The sequence below is a fragment of the Rhodococcus sp. IEGM 1366 genome (genome assembly GCF_033142425.1).
Classification (GTDB): Bacteria; Actinomycetota; Actinomycetes; order Mycobacteriales; family Mycobacteriaceae; genus Rhodococcus_F; species Rhodococcus_F globerula.
Window position 1 is genome coordinate 313,326 of record NZ_JAWLRZ010000001.1, and the last position, 19,749, is coordinate 333,074.

A 19,749-nucleotide genomic window follows, 5' to 3' on the forward strand; every position below is an offset into this window, starting at 1 on the left:
ATAGATCAGTCACCGCATCAAACCGTTAGGAGATTCTCAGGGCAATGACTAATTTGCATTCGGGTGACAATGAATCCGGAACTCGCATCCCGCGCCCCTTCTGGTTGGATGAACACCGGAAGTCGACGCACCTAAGGGGTAGCAACAGTGGTTTCAGATCCCATCTCGGGCCTGCAGATGGAACTCGCCGATATGTGGCAGCGCGGGCGCGCTCGCGCCCGTAAGTACGCGCGGGCCATCCACCCCAAACTCGATCCGGCGCTCTACTCCGTCCTGGTTCTACTGAACCGTTCGAATGCGGTTCCGATGTCGGATCTCATTGCTGCGCTCGATATCGAGAAGTCGACATTGACCAGACAAATCGATTCGGCCGAGCGCCTCGGACTGGTACAGCGGATCCCCGATCCCGATGACGCCCGGGCAAAGTTGGTTGCCCTGACACCCGAGGCCCGGGAACGTGTGACCACCGTCCAGAATCGTCAGGCCGACGAGTGGCGTGCACGATTGGCGACGTGGGATCCCGAGGACGTCATCGCGCTGACGTCGCTTCTGCATCGACTGGGCAGCATGGAAAACTAATCGCAAAACCGTTGCGTTCTACAACCAACTTAGCCTAATGTTGCATGTGTCAACTAACTAAGTGGGGTCGCCGTGGTCACGCATGAAGAAGTCGGATCGATCCGCCTGCAGGAGGCCCCCGCCGCTCCGATGTCGCACCGGCAGAAGATCGAGGCGCTTGTCGGACTTCTCCTCGGAATGTTCGTGGCCTTCCTATCCTCGACCATTGTCTCGAATGCCCTGCCGACCATCATCACCGAACTACACGGAACCCAAGATCAGTACACCTGGGTCGTGACGGCAACTCTTCTGGCTTCCACAGCCACAACGCCCATCTGGGGCAAGTTCTCGGATCTCGTGAGCAAAAAACTGCTGGTTCAACTCTCCATCCTGATCTTCACCATCGGATCCATCCTGGCCGGACTCGCACAATCCGTCGGCATATTGATCGCCTTCCGAGTAGTGCAGGGCCTGGGACTCGGTGGCTTGCAGGCACTGGTCATCATCGTGATCGCAGCCATGTTCAGTCCTCGCGAACGTGGCCGATACCAAGGTCCGATCGCAGCCGTCATGTCGATTGCCACCATCGCCGGTCCACTCATCGGCGGCGTCATCGTAGATACCAGTTGGCTAGGGTGGCGCTGGACCTTCTTCGTCTGCGTCCCGTTGGCAGTGATCGCACTGATAGTCGTACAGCGCACCCTCAATCTTCCCGTAGTACGCAGAAAGGTCAAGATCGACTACGCCGGTGCGACTCTCATCGCCGGCGGCGTAAGCACCCTCCTCATCTGGGTGACTTTGGCGGGCAAGAACTTCGAGTGGTCCTCCGGTATGTCGTTCTTCCTGTGCGGTCTCGGAATCGTGCTTATCGCCGCGGCAGTCTGGGTCGAGAGCGTGGTGGAGGAACCCATCATTCCCCTGCGGCTTTTCCGTGACCGCACCACCTCGCTCGCGACCTTCGCCAGCATCACCGTCGGTGTTGCCATCTTCGGCGGCGCGGTATTCCTCGGACAGTACTTTCAGATCGCACGCGGTTACTCACCCACTGTCGCAGGGCTTCTGACACTTCCGATGGTGATCGGATCCACCCTGTCGTCCGGCATCTCCGGCTCACTCATCACCAAGTTCGGTCGATGGAAGATCTTCCTCGTTGCCGGCGCGAGCACGATGACACTCGGATTCTTCCTGCTCGCCACCATCGACCACGCCACCTCAGTCGTCTGGATCGGCGTGTTTTTGTTCATCGCAGGCACCGGCATGGGCATGGTGATGCAAAATCTTGTTCTCGCAGTGCAGAATACGGTCGATGCGAGCGATCTCGGAGCGGCCAGTTCAACCATCACATTCTTCCGCTCGCTCGGCGGGGCAGCCGGAGTCTCGATCCTCGGCGCCGTTCTGTCGACACACGTGGCACATCTGACTGCTCAGGGCTTGAGCGCAATCGGCGTCGACGCAACGGGAGGCGCCGGGCTGTCCAATCTCAATGAACTGCCCGACGCCCTTGCCGACGTCGTCCGCATCGCGTACGGCGACGCCACCGCACGCCTGTTTCTGATTGCCGGAATTCTGGGACTGCTCAGCCTTGTTGCCGTCGCCTTCATCAAGGAACGTGCTCTGCGCACCCAGAGCGGTGACGAGCAACTGCTGGCCGAAGCAGAGTTGATCAAGTCGCAGCAATAACGCCGGCGACAAGCATTCTGCCTGCCACCGCAACCCTGAAGTCGATCATCGCCCGCTCGACATGGTTGGCGCTCGACACCACGACAACGCCGGTTGCTCCGCGGTCGGCCAAGATCTGCGAGGTGAACTGCGCGTTCTGCACTGTCGAACCCGATCGGCCTTCCTCGGTTATGCGGCCCGGGTGAACGCCATTGGCCACCAGCCAATCCCGCATAGCCCTGGCTTCGGTGACACCCGACTTGGGCGCACCGCCGCTGGTGATGATCGGTGCGGCTGGATACCTCTGCGCGAGGTACAAGGCAGCTTGCAGACGGTCGATCAACATATCTCGCATGGTCCCGTCGTCGAATAGCCCGGCGCCGAGCACAACGATGTTGGTTCCGACCGGATTCAGATCGAGGAGAAGCGGCGACCGCCTGGTCAACGTCTCTGCGCCCGTGCAGAACACGATCAATTCACGAATGGTGGTTTGACACCCACCAACTGTGGACAGAACGCCGTTGACCAAAGTAACGGGCGTGACATCAGCGCTGGCTGTTGCCGGCGAGAGTCCTACTCCTGCTACCGCAACCAACGAGGCTGCCACAATTCCCTTCAACACCGATTTACGCACAGTGACCATCAAATTGGACCCCCTGAAATGTCGGATGTCCGGTCACGTTAACGAGAATTTTGTCTTATTTACCCGTTTTGGCAGGATTGTTATTCAGGAAAGATCCTGGATCAGCTGTCAGTTCCAGTCGATCTTGACCGCCGAGAGCATCGAACGCAGCAGCTCCGGCAACTGCGCGATCATGCCCTGACCCGCAATCCGTTGAGATACCGGGGCACTCAACGTCTCGCGCCACAGGACCGGTTGATCGTTCATGAGATCGCGGTAGACGGGAAGCAATTGGTTGGTGATGTATATCCAGCGCCCGTCTCGATCCGCCCAGTTGAAGTCCGGCAACGGAGTCGCGATTCTTGCTGCGCCAACCTGGAACTCGAGCGAATCGGACTCACGCGGTGGGATTACACCCGGCATCGACGGCGACGCGGCAAACGTGGTCAAGTACGTCAGAGCCCGACCGACGCTTCCGCGATAGTTCTTTGCCTCGTCCCATTGATCGCCGACGGATTGGTACTGCTCACGTCGAAGCAGTCGCACATTACCGTCAAACACGGCTTCCGGATTACCGGATGCAATGTTGCGCCAGGCAATTCGCGCATTTTCGTCGAGCAGTCCGGCCCGGTCCAGTTCGCCTATCCCGTCCGCCCCGTTGTGTATCCACGCCATATGCATGGGGATCAGGTCCGAGAAGATGTGCTTGCTCATGGCAATAACCTTGCCCTGGAACCACATCACATCCTCAGGTCGAATTTCGTGCCCCACCTGGAGCAACGCCTGGAGGTCTTCGGGCGCTGCAATCGACTGCGCGATGGGTGTGCCGACACGATCGAGTTCGCGCCACACCACGGCCATAGCGTCGCTGATCGCTCGGATGTTCAGAACAACCCGCCCGAAATCCACGTCGAGTAGTCCCGCTGCAAAAGCCGGACCAACCATCCCACCCATTCCAGCCCACTGTAATTCACTGTGTTCGAGTTGGAGGCGCTCGTAGAACGCAAAGGTATCGGTCAGGTTGCCGAGATTTGCGTGAACACCGTCGAATGGAGTCCAGGAGGCAAGGTCGATTCCCGCGGATTCCGTTCCGACTGCAAGCCAATACTGCTTCAGCAATACCTGATACCGCCGCGGATCCACCCCCACCGATCTGGCCTCGTCGAGCAGGACACGAAGTTTCGCGGAATCTGAGGGCAGAGTCGGATGAAGCCCACCTGCGGCTTCGGCATCGGCGTTGACCGCGGCGAGATCGAGGTACCGATCCACCTCGCGCGCCGAAGCAGTTGTTCCTACCGCCATCGCGCTGCCAAGTGCAACCGAGCCCACCATAACGGTGCGGGCAAAATCTCTACGTGTCAAAGGCTTTCGGATCATCTACTTACTCTCCGCTTCATCGAACGCCGCATCCAACCAGGCGACGTCCTGCATCCCGAGCTGATCGGTAACCGTCTTGTACAGGTTGGTGACATAGTCGAGAGGCCCACACTGCGAAGGAATCAAATCGACGTCACCACCGTCGGCGCGATACGTATCCGCCAATTCCTGTGCCTCACTGAAGGGCACGAGAAAATCGTCTTCACAGGACGAGATAAGCAACTTCGACTTCGGTGCCTGCTTGCCCAAGGTGTTGTCCTCGTAGGCGGCCGCCAGCGCCGGAATGGTTCGGGGCGCTGGGTTGGTCAACAGAACATCGAACGGAACGAACGGAAGCGCCAAATACAGTGCTTGACAAGATGTCCGAAAAGCCGCAGCAACGTCGCGGCCAACCGGAGTGAAGTGATCGTCTAGCTTGATCTCCGGATACCCGGCATCAAAACCGAGGACGGACGAGAAGACAAACCCGGAACCGATGCCGCCGGCTGCAGTTGCCTCGAACGTTGCCGGATCGATCATCATCGCCTGGATCGCACTGGCCGTCACGTTCAGCTCTGGCGCGTAGGTATGGGCCTGCTCCGCCGCAAAGCCCGCCGCGACACCGCCACCGGCAACTCCGTAGATGCCAACCGGTGTATCGGATGCCAATCCGGCCTCGGGAAGCGCCAGCGCCGCTCGTACACCGTCGAGGGTGGCCTTGCCCGAGAACTGACCGACGGAGAACGGGTGCGGCGAGGTATCCCCGTCGTTTCCGACATCGCTCATCATGACGGCCCAACCGCGTCCGAACATCTCCGCAACGGGTCCGAGTGCCGAGAACATGGCCGGGTCGCTCTGATTTCCACCGGTCCACTGGTGACTGGGAGCGCAGTTGGCCCCGAGGCTGTCGTTCGCCTCGGCATAACCGATGATCTTGCGGTCAGCGGGAGCGGTGCCATCCTCGGGAATCATCAGGATTCCGGTGCTGATCACCCGACGTCCGAAATGATCGGTTGTCGTGTACATGAGCTGGTAGGCGCTGACCGCGTCCGGTCGCACCTGATAGACCTGCACGCTCACTGGGCGGGCTTTGAGTAGGATTCCCGGCGCTGTGTCGCCGCTGAGTTCTGGTTCGTCGAACCACGGATCATCCGACGAGAGTCCCAGTGGAGTGAACTCCCCCGAGATCTCACCACCCTGGAGAGCTCGCACAACCAGCGGATTGAACACCTCGGACAGGTCGACGGCTTCCTGCGCCCCGGCCGGTGACCCCGCCGCGATCAGGGCAGCTGCCAGGACAGATGCAGCGCCGACGCACACTGCTCGTCGTCGTGACGTCGAGTTCACCATCGCCTACGTCTTCCTTACTTCCGAGTAATATTGTCCGTTACATAACCATTGACCGGCACGAACCGACAAGTCGCACTGCGTTCCCCTGCTCAATTACACAATCACGCCTAGGCTGACGACACCTATCCGGCACGTCTGGCTTGGGAGGTTTTACGAGTGAGTGTTCCGACCCGCGTACCGCACGCCGGTGCCGATTCAACACGGTCACGCCTACGCCCGTCGAACGTCACGTGCAAGATTCTGATGGCAGTGACGGGGCTGATCTTTGCGGCGTTCGTGGTCGTCCACATGATCGGCAATCTGAAGGTGTACACCGGCGCCGAACACTTCGACGACTATGCACACTGGCTACGAACCGTCTTCGAACCGTTCCTTCCCTACGAAGGATTGCTCTGGATTCTCCGCATCGTTCTACTGGTCTCGCTGATAGCCCATGTGTGGTGCGCGTGGCTTCTCACCCTCCGCGCGCGCAGAGCCCGAGGACCGTTCCGCCGCAAGGGGTTAGGACTTTCGTCGTTCACCGCCCGGACAATGCCGGTGACCGGAGCAGTTCTCCTGCTGTTCATCGTCTTTCACATCCTCGACCTCACAACCGGCACCCGCCCGATCGGCAGCACCGAATACGAAGCGGCCACCCGATCGCAGAGTTACGCCTACGACAATCTCGTTGCCAGCTTCGAACGCCCCGCTGTCGCTGCCTTCTACATACTCGCGATGGCCCTGCTCGCCATGCATCTGGCCCACGGATTATGGAGTGCCGTCAATGATCTCGGTGTGACCGGTCAGCGGTTCCGCCAAGTTGCGGTCGCACTCGCCGGCATCATCGCACTGGTTGTCATGGTGGGAAACATGTCGATCCCCATCGCCGTTCTCACCGGACTCGTCTCGAAAACAGGAGCGTGATCAGATGAGCAGCTTCGACGCCGACGACCTGCGAACCATCGGTACCCCGATTGACGGTAATGTACCGCCGGGAGATCCGTCGAGGGCCTGGCCGAACCGCAAACTCGACTACAAACTCGTCAGCCCACTCAATCGCCGCAAGTTCACGGTCATCGTTGTCGGTACCGGACTCGCCGGCGCGGCCTGTGCCGCATCGCTCGGCGAATTGGGTTACCACGTCGAGTCGTTCACGTTCCACGATGCACCGAGACGCGCACATAGCGTCGCCGCTCAAGGCGGCATCAACGCAGCCCGCGCCCGCAAGGTCGACAACGACAGCCTCGATCGATTTGTCAAGGACACCGTGAAGGGCGGCGACTTCCGTGGACGCGAGGCGGACTGCTTCCGGCTAGCCGAGGAATCCGTGCGGGTGATCGACCATATGAATGCCATCGGCGCTCCGTTTGCACGCGAATACGGCGGCACGTTGGCCACCCGATCGTTTGGTGGCGTCCAGGTTTCGCGCACGTACTACACGCGTGGGCAGACGGGCCAGCAGTTGCAGATAGCGTCGTCGCAGGCACTGCAACGACAAATCGCTGCCGGCACCGTGAACCTGCATACCCGCACCGAGATGCTCGATCTCATCGTCGCAGACGGACGCGCCCAGGGAATTGTGACGCGCGACCTCGTGACCGGCGAAATCAGGTCCACCACAGGACATGCGGTTGTCCTCGCGTCGGGTGGTTACGGCACGGTCTTCCACAAATCGACTCTTGCCAAGAACTCCAACGCCACTGCCGCGTGGCGAGCGCACCGGCGCGGCGCATTGATGGCGTCTCCGTCCTTCATTCAGTTCCATCCCACCGCACTTCCCGTCAATTCCGAGTGGCAGTCCAAGACCATCCTGATGAGCGAGTCGCTCCGCAACGACGGCCGCATCTGGGTACCAGCACAACCGGGAGACAGTCGCGAGCCCGGAGACATCCCCGATAGCGAGCGCGACTACTACCTCGAACGCAAGTACCCCGCCTTCGGCAATCTCTCACCCCGCGATGTTTCCTCGCGCGCCGCCCGTGAGCAGATCGATACCGGTCATGGCGTCGGCCCACTGAAAAACAGTGTGTACCTGGATTTTCGAGATGCGCTCGCGCGATTGGGTCGAAAGACCATCGAAGAGCGGTACGGAAACCTCTTCTCGATGTATCGCGATGCCACCAGTGAGGATCCCTATACAGTGCCGATGCGTATTGCACCGGGCGCGCATTTCACCATGGGTGGCCTCTGGAACGACTACGACCAGATGACGTCGATCCCAGGCCTGTTCGTCGGCGGCGAAGCCGGCTGGGGGTACCACGGAGCAAACAGGCTCGGCGCCAATTCCCTGCTCTCCGCCTGCGTCGACGGGTGGTTCACCCTTCCCTATGCAATTCCGAACTACCTTGCACCCCTGCTCGGTACTCCCGAACTCAGCCTCGACGACGAGGCGGTGGTGTCGACGCTCAACGACGTACGAGGACGAGTCGAACTCCTGTTGTCTGTAGGTGGCAAGCACGGCCCCGACAGATTCCATCGCCGACTCGGCGAGATCCTGTATGCGGGTTGCGGAGTCACCCGTTCGGCAGAAGGGTTGACAAAGGCCATTACGGAGATCCGGGAACTGCGCGGCGAATTCTGGTCGGACCTGCGGGTTGTGGGAACCGGAAACCAGTTCAACCAGGAACTCGAACGGGCTGGGCGGGTTTCTGATTTTCTCGAACTCGCCGAATTGATGTGCGTCGACGCGCTCGACCGGGACGAATCATGCGGAGCGCATTTTCGTGCCGAGCACCAGACGTCGGATGGTGAAGCACTACGCGACGACGATCGCTGGTGCTTTGTCTCGGCCTGGGAAACCGCCAAGGACGGTCGGCACATCCGTCACGACGAACCGTTGTCCTTCACCGCTGTTCCGCTGCAAACGAGGAACTACGCATGAAAATCACTGTGGATGTGTGGCGCCAGAACGGACCTGAATCTTCCGGCGCCTTCGATACTTATCAGGTTGACGACGCGAGCGTCGAGATGTCGCTGCTCGAACTTCTCGATCGACTCAATGATCAACTCGTCGAAGAGGGCAAGAGCCCCATCGCGTTCGATTCCGATTGCCGCGAGGGTATTTGCGGTTCGTGCGGTATCACCGTCAACAACACCCCGCACGGGCCGGTGGCCAACACGCCGACGTGCCGCCAGCATCTTCGTAGGTTCTCGGACGGTGATCGAATTGTTTTGGAGCCGTTCCGTTCTGCGGCGTTTCCGGTGGTACGGGATCTGGTGGTCGACCGGTCGGCTATGGATCGCGTTCTCGAGGCCGGTGGCTATGTTTCCGTCAACGCCGGCACGGCACCTGACGCCGACAGTCAACCGCTCTCCCATCAGAATGCCGAAGCCGCGCTGGACTTTGCGGCCTGCATCGGATGCGGCGCCTGTGTTGCCGCGTGCCCCAACGGAGCGGCCCATCTGTTCACGGGTTCCAAACTCACCCATCTGTCGCTGGTAACGCAGGGTCGCAACGAAAGAGGCAAGCGCGCCCGCGCGATGTCCGATCAGATGGAAGCCGACTTCGGGCCGTGCTCGACCTACGGCGAATGCGCAAAGGTGTGTCCAGCCGAGATCCCGTTGACGGCAATCGCCGCCGTCAACAAGGAATCCATGCGGTTCAGCTTGCGCCGCAAGGACAACTGATCACCAGGCACCGATCACTTTCATCCACGCGCCACCGATGATCGTCCAGATGAGGATGAGCACAACGCTCATGACAAACCCGATTCGGAACCACTCGGAGGTCTTGATGTACCCGGAGCCGTAGACAACTCCGGCGGGTCCGGACGCGTAGTGCGAGATACCGCCGAACAGGCTGCCGATGAATCCGAACACCAAGGCCGAGAACAGTGGTGGAGCGCCCGTGGCAACCGCTGCGCCGAGGAACACGGCGTACATCGCGACGATCTGCGCCGTGTTGGAAGCAAACAGGTAGTGCGCGTAGAAGTAGACCAGTGTGAGAATCGCGAATGCCCAGATCCACGGCAGCCCGTCGACACTGGACGAGACCTGGCCGCCGATCCACGCGATCACGCCCAACTCTTCGAGATGACCTGCCATACCCACCAATACAGCGAAGAAGACCAGCGTCTGCCATGCGCCTTTATCCGTCACCAGGTTGTTCCAGCTGAGCACCTTCGTGACAAGGAGGATCGCGATGCCGACAAACGCCGTGGTGGTGGCGTTGACGTTGAGTTGTGTACCCAGGCACCAGAGCACAAGCAGCAGAATGAACGTTGCGGCCATGATCTTCTCGTCGCGGCTCACGGGACCGGCCTTGCGTAGCTCGTCCCTGGCCTGCTCCGGAGCTTGGGGGGTTTTCAGCATGGTCGGCGGGAAGATCTTGGACATCACCCACGGGATCGCGATCAAGCTGGCAATTCCCGGCACCGAAGCCGCCAATGCCCATTTACCCCAAGATATCTCGATACCTAGCTTGGCGGCCGCGTCGACGGCTACCGGATTACCGGCCATGGCGGTGATGAACATGGCCGAGGTGACCACGTTGACCTGAAGTGAGGTGAGCAGCAGATACGCGCCGAGCTTCTTCCGGGATTCCTCCGGTTCCGGATTGGAATCCTCGAGTTTGCTCAGCGAGACGATGATCGGATACACCACGCCGCCCGCTCTCGCGGTATTCGACGGTGTTGCCGGCGCAAGAATCAGATCGGTCAGCGCCATCCCGTAAGACAGTCCAAGACTTGACTTTCCGAGTTTCGTGACGAACATCAACGCGATCCGTTTGCCCAGACCGGTGACCAGAAAACCTTCGGCAATGAAGAACGAGGCCACAATCAGCCAGATCGTGGTGTTACTGAAGCCGGCCAGCGCCTCCGAAGGCGTCTCCGTCTGTGTGATCATCGCAATCGACAAGCCGACGAGGGCAACTGATCCGGTGGGCAGCGGTTGCAGGATCAACGCGACGATCGTGCCGACGAAGATGCCGAGCATCTGCATACCTTTGGGATCGACACCATCCGGCACAGGCAGGAAGAAGATGATCAAACCGAGGATCACGGGCACCGCAGCGGGGTAGTACCGCTTCATCATCGACGGCTCGGGTTCAACTACAACATCGGTGTGCTCGGATTTGGCCTCGGACATTTGCATCTCCTCGACTTGTCGCCTGACGGTGATTGTCCCCCACTTGCCCAAATTTCGTGCGGTCAATCGCCACAACACCTCTCGACATGTCCCGGCGCGCAGGCAATTATCGAAGTTACCTATTGTCGACGACCGGGAGACCGCATGCGCTCACAACGAATCACGACCAACCTCAAAGTTCCCGATGTAGAGACCGCAAAGAGTTTCTACGCCGACTTCCTCGGCCTGAGCACCGAGGAGTTCAACATGGGTTGGGTGGCACGCTTCGCGTCTCCCGACTCCGATGCGCATGTACAACTCGTCACGCATGATGCGACCTCCCCTGAGGACTCGGTCATCTCCGTCCACACCGACGACGTCGACGGCGCGTACGACGAAGCCCGGAAACTCGGATACGAGATCGTGCACCCACTGACAACCGAAGTGTGGGGTGTGCGCCGGTTCCTGGTCCGGGCCCCGGACGGCAACGTGGTCAACATCGTGGCTCATCGGGACTGACACCGGGACCGTTCGACGTTTTAGGTCATTTGACCTAGAGTTGGCTGCATGACCGACACACTGCGCCACGACCCAGACGGCGCCATCCTCGTAGCTGGTGGATACGGAACCGTCGGCAGCGCGCTGACCGCCCTGCTTGCACCTGACTTTTTGCTACTCCTGACCGGACGTACCCCCGAGAAGGGCGCCGAGTTGGCCCGCCGGCACGGAGCTTCGGTCCGCCGCTGGGACCTCACCGATCCGACGCCTTTCGACGCCTCGGCACGTGCGGTCGTGTCGACCGTCAACGATCCACACGATCGTGTGTTGACTGCCGCGGTCCAAGCGGGAATACCGTACGTGGACATCACCCGCTGGACTACGAGGGTAGCCCGCGCAGCCACGTTGGCAAGCCAGATGTCGCCCACCGCACCGGTTTACCTGTCGTCCGGCTGGATGGGCGGTGTCACCAACATCGTTGCCGCCGCGCTCGCGGAAGAGCTCGGCGGCGCCGAGCTGATCGACGTCTCGATTCGCTACGACGTCAACGACATTGCCGGCCTCGACTCCGTCGAGTTCATGGACCGTCTCGGTCAGGACTTCGAGGTTATGCAGAACGGAAACCCGATCACCGTCAGCCCCTTGACGGATACCCGCTGGGTGGATTTCCCGGGATCGCGCACCAAAGTCGGAAGGATCGACACTCCCGAGCAATTCACGTTTCCCATGACCCTGAACGTCGACACTGCAAGCACTCGAATCGGTTTCAGCTCGAATGCTTCCACGACAGCACTGCTTGCCGCCAAGAAGGTCGGTCTGTTTCGGTGGGGACGCGGAGAACGCTTCACCTCGCTACGACGCGGCTTGCTGTACTCACCCGGCACAGGCGGTAGCGCTCAAGTACGAGTCGACGTCACCGGTGCCAACGGTGCTACAAGCGCAACAATTGTCGATCCGCAAGGCCAGGCGCATCTCACAGCAGTAGGCGGTGCACTCGCAGTGCGGCACGTCCTGAGCGACGACGCACGTCCCGGAGTTGCTTTCCCCGAATCAGTTCCGAATCCGGGCCACGCTATCTCCGAGCTGGAGAATCTCGGCGTGGCAGTATTGCGGACATGACCCCGACCAAGGGCGCCATCCGCGCGGCAGCACTCCTCGACGCTGCAGAACAGGTACTGACGACGCAGGGCAACGCAAACGCGGCCATGCGAGATTTTGCCGCCGCGGCCGGTGTGCGGGTGGGGCACCTGCAGCACTACTACCCCACTCGCGCCGACCTGATCCGCGCAGTCATGGCGCGCGCGTTGACCCGTTCGCTCGACCGGCTGGCCGCCGTGACGGACACACAGCAAACAGTGTCCCGCGAGGAATCCGAGCAGTTCGTCAGAATCCTGCTCGGCGAACAGGACGATCCTGCCACTGTTCGGCTGTACGTCGAGGTGTGGGCGCTATCCGCCGCCGACGAAGAAGTCTCCGTTGTGGTCCGAGATTTCTACGCGCAGTACATCGCGCACGTGGAACAGGTTGTCGCGCGCACACAACCAGATCTTGATGCGGCGGGGCGAACAGCAACGGCGCAGACGATTGTCAGTCTGCTCGAAGGTTCTGCGGTTCTCCGCTCGGGAATCGCGGGCCGCAAGTCCGAGGATTCGGACCGGGCACTGGTGAGCACGCTGCAGTACCTGATTCACGGGTCCTGACGCGGACGTATCGTAAAGCCCATGAGCGTTGCAGACGAATGGGGTCGAATCACCACCTGGTGCCGCACACACGCACCGGTGACGGCTGCCGCGTTTCAACCAGGACTCAGCGACAGCATCATCGACGAGTTCGAGGCGTCGACCGGTGTTTCGTGGCCCCAGGATCTGCGTGACCTCTATCGAGTCCAGAACGGCAGCCTGACTCACGACGACAGGACCGGACTCTTTCTCGGAAGCGTTCTTCCCGACAAGTTCTTGTACCCCATCGACGTCGCGACGGAGGTTCGTCTCACGCTGCTCGAAACGTGGGACGAGACGATCTACGAGAATCCCGACCTCTATCCCGCAGACGAGATGGATCGACGCGATCGGGACGATGCGGGTACTGCTGCAAACATGTTCATTCCGACGTTCATTCCCTTTGCCGGACTGGACGAGTACCACTTTTTTGTGGACACCCGAGGCGGAGCCCTGCACCATTGTGTCACCGAATACGCGTCGGACGGGACCGACAACGGCGGACCGATCTGGGCGTCTGTCTCGGTCATGTTGGCGGCCCACGCCACCGCACTCGAGACGGGCGACACCATCGGAGTGTGGAAACCCGTTGTGAGCAAGGGTGTTCTGGAATGGGAAGTTGACACATGACGCCAGCGCCCGGTCCGACGCGTCGTACGCTGGCCGACGGTCGGCACATCTTCTACTTCGACGACGCGGGCACCACCCACACGCGGACCGCCCGCGATCTACGCGAACTGCCTTCCGCCACAATCGAGTCGCAGATGCGCTACGACGTACTGACCGGCGAGTGGATCACGATGGCGTCGCATCGTATGACGCGAACGCACCTGCCCATCACAGCCGAATGCCCGCTCTGCCCCACCACTCTAGCCGGCGCGCCCACCGAGATACCCGAGGCGAACTACGACGTCGCAGTGTTCGAGAACCGGTTTCCCAGTTTTGCGCCCGCGCAAGACGAATTATTGTCCGCCAACCGCTTCGGGCCCGATGATCGGCGCGCGGTCGGCCATTGCGAGGTGATGTGCTTCTCGAGCGATCACACCGCGTCGGTGGGCGAACTACCTGCCGAACGCCTGCGCACTATCGTCGGCGCGTGGATCTCGCGGACCGAGGAGTTGTCGGCGGATCCGTCGGTGGAGCAGGTGTTCTGCTTCGAGAACCGCGGAGAAGAGATCGGTGTGACTCTCACTCATCCCCACGGCCAAATCTACGCCTACCCCTACGTCACACCGCGAACCCAGGCAATACTGGCTCAGGCGGACAAGCACTTTCAGAGCACCGGACGCTCACTCCTCGCGGACGTCCTGGCCTTCGAACGACAAGACGGCGCCCGGGTGGTGTACTCCGGGAAGCATTGGAGTGCCTACGTCCCGGCCGCCGCGCGCTGGCCCATCGAGATTCATCTGGCACCGCACCGCGATGTTCCCGACCTCCCGTCACTGAATACCGAAGAGCGCGAAGAGCTTGCGTATGTGTATCAAGACCTACTCCAGCGCGTCGACAGCTTCTACCCGGGAATCGACCGCGTGCCGTACATAGCGGCGTGGCATCAGGCCCCGATCCGCATCGACCGGCACCTCGGGCGGTTGCACCTGCAGTTGTTCTCGATCCTGCGTGCACCCGGCAAGCTCAAGTATCTCGCCGGGTCCGAATCGGCGATGGGCGCCTGGATCAGCGACACGGTGCCGGAGGCAGTTGCGACCCGCCTACGTGAGCTCGCCTGATGAGTTCCGTATCGAAAGATTCTGTACTCCATCAGTTCCACAACGCGTACGGATATCAGGCAACCGGCGTGTGGTCGGCGCCGGGCCGCGTCAATCTGATCGGCGAGCACACCGATTACAACAGCGGGTTATGTCTGCCCGTCGCTCTCGAGCAGCGGACGCTGGTAGCAGTTGCCCTGCGCGACGACCAGACCGTTCGCATACACAGCAGGCAGTCCGACGAGACGTATGTGGGAGCCGTCGGCGAGATCGGAGCAGGCTGGGCGGCTTATCCCACGGCAGTCCTGTGGTCACTCGCCCGCGAAGGCATGACTGTTGGTGGCCTCGATCTGGTCATCGACTCGTCGGTTCCGGTAGGGGCAGGTCTGTCCAGTTCAGCGGCCCTGACCTGTTCGGTTGCACTGGCGGTCAATGATCTTCAGGGCGCAAGCCTTACCAGGGATCAGCTGGTGCAGGTGTGTATTCGAGCGGAGAACGACGGCGTCGGCGCACCGACCGGCGGCATGGATCAAACCATCGCGATGTTCGCCAAGCCGTCGACCGCCCTGTTGCTCGACTGCCAGGACGGATCTATCGAACACATTCCCTTCGACCTCCGCGATGCCGGATTCGAACTCTTGGTCATCGACACGCGCGTGAAACACTCACTCGCGGACGGACAGTACGGGCTGCGCCGCACCCAATGCACAGATGCAGCAGCGCTTCTCGGCATCACCAGTCTACGAGAAGCCACCGCGGAGCAGGCTGAATCCCTGAGCGATCCGATACTCCGGGCGCGGGCACGGCATGTGGTTACAGAAATCAACCGAACGTTGTCGGCCGCAGAACTTCTGCGCATCAGAAGATTCGGCGACATCGGTTCACTGCTGAACAGCTCCCACGCTTCGCTGCGCGATGACTTCGAAGTCTCGTGCAATGAACTCGACGTCGCGGTCACCGCCGCCCGACTCGGCGGCGCTGTGGCTGCCCGGATGACCGGCGGCGGATTCGGCGGATCAGCCATCGCACTGATGCGGGCGGGGAAGTCCGCCGCTGTCACCGCGTCCATCTGCGAGGCCTTTACAGCGCGAACCTGGCAACCGCCCCGTTTTCTTCACGTCGCCCCGGGTGGTTCGGCCACCCGCCTTTGAGCGAACGTACCTCTCATCGCCTCAGATGCGCCGAGAGGTACGTTCGCTCCCTCGAGATCCCCCTCACATAAATAGTCATCTCAGATGCGAATTATGTAGATTCAGGTCATGCAACTGACGCAGTTCACCGACCTGGGATTGCGCGTCGTCATGCGGCTTGCCGTACTCGACGCCGACGCCTCCCCCAGTACGCGGGTAATTGCCGAGCAGCTCAACGTGTCGTACGCCCACGCAACCAAAGTGGTCACACGACTGGGTGAACTGGGCATAGTCAACACCAAACGCGGGCGCGGCGGCGGGCTCTCCATCACCGAGCTGGGTCGGACCGCCACCATCGGCTGGCTCGCCAGACGCCTCGAAGGGCCTGGAGAGGTTGTCGACTGCGAAGGGGATAAACCGTGCCCTCTGCGCGGCGGATGCCTCCTGCGGAGTGCACTCCACGACGCGCAAGAGGCATTTTTTGCCTCACTCGACGGAGTCACGATCGAAGACGTGACGCGCCAACCGTCCAAAAATGTTCTGCTTCGCCTCACCACTCGGAGCGACGAAGCAGGCTGAACAACCGAATTTCGACCGAACGGAGCATCTCATGCTTTCCAATGCGTCAACCGAGGTCATTCGCGCCACCCTCCCCGTGGTCGGCGCCGCCATCGGAGAAATCACAACGCTGTTCTACCGCAAGATGTTCGAGGCCCAGCCCGAACTCGAACGTGATTTGTTCAACCGTGGTAATCAAAAGCAAGGCGAACAGCAGAAAGCCCTCGCCGGAGCGATCGCCGCCTTCGCGACACTCCAGCTCGAACCCGACAGCGCCAAGGTCGATCTGATCCTTTCGCGTATCGCTCACAAGCACGCGTCGCTGGGAATCACCCCGGACCAGTACGCAATTGTGCACGAGCACCTGTTTGCCGCAATCGTCGAAATACTCGGTGATGCAGTCACTCCCGATGTCGCGAAGGCGTGGGACGAGGTCTACTGGCTGATGGCGGAAACGTTGATCACCATGGAACGTGGGCTCTATCAACTCGCCGGCGTCGAACCCGGAGACGTCTGGCGGACGGTGCGAATCACCGAACGCGTATTGCAGTCTGCCGATACCGCGTCACTGACACTCACGTCACTCGACGGCAGCATTCTCCCCACATTCGCTCCCGGACAGTATCTTTCAGTCGGGGTAGTCCTGCCCGACGGCGCTCGGCAAATCCGGCAATACAGCCTCTGTTCCGTGCCGAGTAGTGCCGACTGGCGCATCAGCGTGAAGAGGATCTCGGGCACGCCCGACGGCGAAGTATCGAACTTCCTCTACAACAACGCTTTCGAAGGTTCCGAACTGTCGGTAACCACACCGTTTGGCGATCTGATGATGCCGGAGGACGATTCGCCGCTCCTGCTCGCGTCTGCCGGAATCGGATGCACGCCGATGATCGGCATGCTCAATCACCTCGTGGATACCGGCGCTCAGCGCTCGGTGTCGGTGATTCACGCGGATCGCTCCATCGCTGATCACGCTCACCGAGCTGAACTCAGCGAGCTGGTAGGCAAGATCCCGGCCGCAACACTGCACCGCTGGTACGAAGACCTCGGTTCGTTAGCACCCCTCGGCGCTGTTCACGAAGGACGTGCCGATCTGCGTGAGATCGAACTCGAGCCGAACACACAGGCATTCCTCTGCGGTCCGATGCCGTTCATGCTGTCCATGCGTGAATCGTTGATAGCACGCGATGTTCCGGCGCAGAATATCCACTACGAGGTCTTCGGGCCGGACAGCTGGGCAAATATCTGAAGTGACGGCGAGCTAGCCCACCACCGGGAGCTGCAGCGGACCTGAGGCGTCGGCAAAGATCGTCACCGGCATCCCGGCCAGACCGCCCCGGAAGCTGATGTCTCCCCCTGTGATCGCCAGTCGCACAGCATGACCGGGTTCGAAACGATGGACAATCGCGGGCATGGTCACCGGCACCGGTTGCGACGGATCGCTGATCCTGATCGGCGCGATCAAACCGTTGATCAACGTCGAGCTTCCGTCGGGCGCCACGTCGTACACCTTGGCGAACACCACCGGTTGTCCAGGCGCCGCGACCCGCAACGTGACAGTCGGCGAACCGACAACGTCCATTGTGTCGGCCAACGGAGCCGAGGTCCACAAGGCCTCGGTTCCGGGGATCTGCACATTCGGAATATTGCCTGCCGGAGAGATATTGAGCGGTTCGATGCCAGTCGGAAGACCCGCTGGAGCGGTGACTACGGTGTTCGCTCCGGGTACCGGCGGTACACCGCCTGGCAGCAGTGCGCCATCCGCGGAGAGATGGAAGTCCCGGTTGCTGCCGACATTCACGGTATTCGACGTCGCATAGGCCGGCGCAGCATTTCCCTCGTAGTCGATCCAATTACGGAAGTAAGCAAATTCCGGCCCGGTTTCGGTGTTCTCGTCCCGAAGATAGTGGTCGAACCAGTCGAGGAATCGGCCTGTTTCGTACTGAGTTTCGGCGTCCGGAGCACTGAAGCTGAATTCGCCTGGCGCAGCAGCCAAGTGACTGTGCCCCCACGAATGCCAGATCATCTTCACATCCACACCACGGCTTTTCAGCGCTTCATAGGTGGCCGTCGCCTCGTTCAAATCGAACAGAGTGTCCTGCTGCCCCTGCGCGAGCAACACCGGGATCTTGATCTGATCAATGTAGGACGCGACCGACGACGCCCGCAGATCCGCGACTATCTTCGGACCCACTTCACCTGTAACCACTGCCTGCGCAATGGCATTGCACATGTACGACACGTAGTTCGGGCAACCCTCGAGCCGCGCGGGATCGGCGACATACCCGTCGACACCAGGATTCGTGACTCCCAATCCGAACAGCAACGACGCGAACAGCACCTTGGACGCACCGGGTTCCACCGTCGAGACGCCGGTGACGATGCCAGTACTGTTGGGCGCCAACGAATACGACAGATCGTTCCACGTGATCATCGGGATGATCGTGTCGATGCGCGGATCGACACTGGCAGCGGCAAATTGAATACCGCCACCGTACGATCCGCCCGACATACCGACGCGAGGATCGTTGATCGACGGCGCTCCGTTGTGGTCCACCGAGTCTCGAACCACCACGTCTAGAGCCGGAAATGGTTGCGTCAGACCAGGATCAGTGAAAGCAATTCCTTCGCTGCCGCCAAGGAAGCTGACCAACTGTGACGCGGCGATGCCGTCGTATGCGGGAGCATCGAGGGTGATCTTGCAGGTGGTTCCGCCGAAGCCGAGGCCTGAATACGTAAGACCCACGTACCCGTTCTCGGCAAGAAATTGCACCATCGGTATCTGGTCTTTGTACGATCCGCCAAAACCATTGGTGGTCAGGATCGCCGGTGCCCGATTTCCGGCACTGACGCCGTCAGGGATGGTCAGCTCGCCGACAACCGTGCACTGCGTTGCCCGATCGGGGCCGACCTGAACCGAAAAGTACAGAAGCTGCGACGAATACGTACTGTCTGCGAGCGCGGGCGGCGCGAAGCCGAAGGCGCAAACCACTAACGTGACGATACTGATTACCAGTCTCCGGCGCACCCGCATACCGTACACCCGGAACTGTTTCCGGGCCGGTTATTTACGGCAAAACGCATCTCCCCGACTGAGCGAAAGTACCTTTCGGCGCATTGAAGGCGACCAAGATACCTTTCGCTCGGAAGGGGGGCTCATCACTTCCTCTCAATCCTCCACGGTCAAGGTCCCGTGCATGTCCGAGAAATAGGTGCAGTGGAACGCGTAGGACCCTGGTTCCTCGGGCGCGGTCAGACGTGCGACTTCGTTCTCGTTGACAATGACGTCGAACAACCCTGGTGTATCAGACGTAACGGAATGCTCGTCATCAGTGTTGTTGCGGACCGTGACAGTTTGACCCGGCATCACGGGGGCCGGTGTGGAGTATTCGAAGCCGTTGATCACAATTTCCGCTGCCTGTGCGTTTGCAGCTGTCACTCCCATCTCGGCAGAGTGATTGCCGTGGGAATCGGTGCTGGTGTCACCACACCCGATCAAGGCAAATGTCGACAGGAACAGCGCCGCGATTGCGGCGACGATCCTTCTCATG

19 protein-coding genes are annotated in these 19,749 nt (G+C 60.7%); 13 read left to right on the plus strand and 6 right to left on the minus strand.

The genetic code is table 11. The features are described from left to right. The first annotated feature begins 147 nt into the window (after positions 1-147). Together R4P64_RS01610 and R4P64_RS01615 are read left to right on the plus strand one after the other, a co-directional pair. Positions 148-579 carry a MarR family winged helix-turn-helix transcriptional regulator gene (locus R4P64_RS01610; protein ID WP_033233651.1) on the plus strand — a complete coding sequence of 144 codons (432 nt, stop codon included), beginning with the start codon at positions 148-150 and terminating at the stop codon, positions 577-579. Positions 580-708: 129 nt separating this feature from the next. Continuing rightward, the gene (locus R4P64_RS01615; RefSeq protein WP_317819729.1) at positions 709-2,238 is read left to right on the plus strand and encodes an MFS transporter; all 1,530 of its coding nucleotides are present in this window, start codon (positions 709-711) and stop codon (positions 2,236-2,238) included. Here R4P64_RS01615 and R4P64_RS01620 read toward each other — a convergent pair. The 3 genes from R4P64_RS01620 to R4P64_RS01630 form a co-directional block, all read right to left on the minus strand. Then, positions 2,222-2,860 carry a YdcF family protein gene (locus tag R4P64_RS01620; RefSeq protein WP_317543140.1) on the minus strand — a complete coding sequence of 213 codons (639 nt, stop codon included), beginning with the start codon at positions 2,858-2,860 and terminating at the stop codon, positions 2,222-2,224. The genes R4P64_RS01615 and R4P64_RS01620 overlap by 17 nt on opposite strands. A 108-nt stretch (positions 2,861-2,968) precedes the next feature. After that, positions 2,969-4,216, minus strand: coding sequence for a Tat pathway signal protein (locus R4P64_RS01625; RefSeq protein ID WP_317819002.1), 1,248 nt, complete (start codon positions 4,214-4,216; stop codon positions 2,969-2,971). Next, complete coding sequence (locus tag R4P64_RS01630) at positions 4,217-5,545, minus strand: lipase family protein (RefSeq protein ID WP_287161976.1); 1,329 nt, start codon at positions 5,543-5,545, stop codon at positions 4,217-4,219. A 156-nt stretch (positions 5,546-5,701) separates the two neighbouring features. On the opposite strand from R4P64_RS01630, the gene R4P64_RS01635 reads away from it, so the two are divergent. Genes R4P64_RS01635 through R4P64_RS01645 form a run of 3 tightly spaced genes read left to right on the plus strand, consistent with a single transcriptional unit; the run spans position 5,702 to position 9,151 of the window. Beyond that, the gene (locus R4P64_RS01635) at positions 5,702-6,448 is read left to right on the plus strand and encodes a succinate dehydrogenase cytochrome b subunit (RefSeq protein ID WP_045065493.1); all 747 of its coding nucleotides are present in this window, start codon (positions 5,702-5,704) and stop codon (positions 6,446-6,448) included. 4 nt (positions 6,449-6,452) lie between these two features. Further along, positions 6,453-8,405, plus strand: a complete 1,953-nt coding sequence (locus R4P64_RS01640; RefSeq protein WP_033233656.1) for a fumarate reductase/succinate dehydrogenase flavoprotein subunit — start codon at positions 6,453-6,455, stop codon at positions 8,403-8,405. Next, positions 8,402-9,151, plus strand: coding sequence for a succinate dehydrogenase/fumarate reductase iron-sulfur subunit (locus R4P64_RS01645; protein WP_317819003.1), 750 nt, complete (start codon positions 8,402-8,404; stop codon positions 9,149-9,151). Before R4P64_RS01640 ends, R4P64_RS01645 begins: the two co-directional genes overlap by 4 nt. Here R4P64_RS01645 and R4P64_RS01650 read toward each other — a convergent pair whose 3' ends face one another. Further along, positions 9,152-10,612: an anion permease gene (locus R4P64_RS01650; RefSeq protein WP_033233866.1), complete on the minus strand. Its 1,461-nt coding sequence runs from the start codon at positions 10,610-10,612 to the stop codon at positions 9,152-9,154. 144 nt (positions 10,613-10,756) lie between these two features. Between R4P64_RS01650 and R4P64_RS01655 the strand changes: the two genes are divergently transcribed. The 8 genes from R4P64_RS01655 (at position 10,757) to R4P64_RS01690 (ending at position 17,447) form a co-directional block, all read left to right on the plus strand. Beyond that, entirely contained in the window at positions 10,757-11,110 is a 354-nt protein-coding gene (locus tag R4P64_RS01655) for a VOC family protein (RefSeq protein WP_033233658.1), read from the plus strand. Between the two features lie 48 nt (positions 11,111-11,158). Beyond that, on the plus strand, positions 11,159-12,208 hold the full coding sequence (locus R4P64_RS01660) for a saccharopine dehydrogenase family protein (RefSeq protein ID WP_033233659.1): 1,050 nt from the start codon (positions 11,159-11,161) through the stop codon (positions 12,206-12,208). Next, a complete protein-coding gene (locus tag R4P64_RS01665; RefSeq protein ID WP_172937083.1) occupies positions 12,205-12,789 on the plus strand; it encodes a TetR/AcrR family transcriptional regulator in 585 nt (194 codons plus the stop codon). The genes R4P64_RS01660 and R4P64_RS01665 overlap by 4 nt, the downstream gene beginning before the upstream one ends. Positions 12,790-12,810: 21 nt before the next feature. Further along, positions 12,811-13,437, plus strand: coding sequence for an SMI1/KNR4 family protein (locus tag R4P64_RS01670; protein WP_172937084.1), 627 nt, complete (start codon positions 12,811-12,813; stop codon positions 13,435-13,437). After that, positions 13,434-14,534 (plus strand): galactose-1-phosphate uridylyltransferase, encoded by a 1,101-nt coding sequence (galT, locus tag R4P64_RS01675; RefSeq protein WP_317819005.1) that lies wholly within the window; start codon positions 13,434-13,436, stop codon positions 14,532-14,534. Before R4P64_RS01670 ends, galT begins: the two co-directional genes overlap by 4 nt. Further along, entirely contained in the window at positions 14,534-15,664 is a 1,131-nt protein-coding gene (gene galK, locus R4P64_RS01680) for a galactokinase (RefSeq protein WP_317819006.1), read from the plus strand. The genes galT and galK overlap by 1 nt, the downstream gene beginning before the upstream one ends. A gap of 108 nt (positions 15,665-15,772) precedes the next feature. Further along, positions 15,773-16,222 (plus strand): RrF2 family transcriptional regulator, encoded by a 450-nt coding sequence (locus R4P64_RS01685; RefSeq protein ID WP_033233664.1) that lies wholly within the window; start codon positions 15,773-15,775, stop codon positions 16,220-16,222. Between the two features lie 31 nt (positions 16,223-16,253). Then, a complete protein-coding gene (locus R4P64_RS01690; RefSeq protein WP_317819007.1) occupies positions 16,254-17,447 on the plus strand; it encodes a globin domain-containing protein in 1,194 nt (397 codons plus the stop codon). Positions 17,448-17,459: 12 nt separating this feature from the next. On the opposite strand, the gene R4P64_RS01695 is transcribed toward R4P64_RS01690, so the two are convergent. Both R4P64_RS01695 and R4P64_RS01700 read right to left on the minus strand, forming a co-directional pair. Then, positions 17,460-19,232, minus strand: a complete 1,773-nt coding sequence (locus R4P64_RS01695; protein WP_411742627.1) for a CocE/NonD family hydrolase — start codon at positions 19,230-19,232, stop codon at positions 17,460-17,462. 135 nt (positions 19,233-19,367) lie between these two features. After that, positions 19,368-19,748, minus strand: coding sequence for a cupredoxin domain-containing protein (locus R4P64_RS01700; protein WP_033233666.1), 381 nt, complete (start codon positions 19,746-19,748; stop codon positions 19,368-19,370). Position 19,749 lies beyond the last annotated feature (1 nt).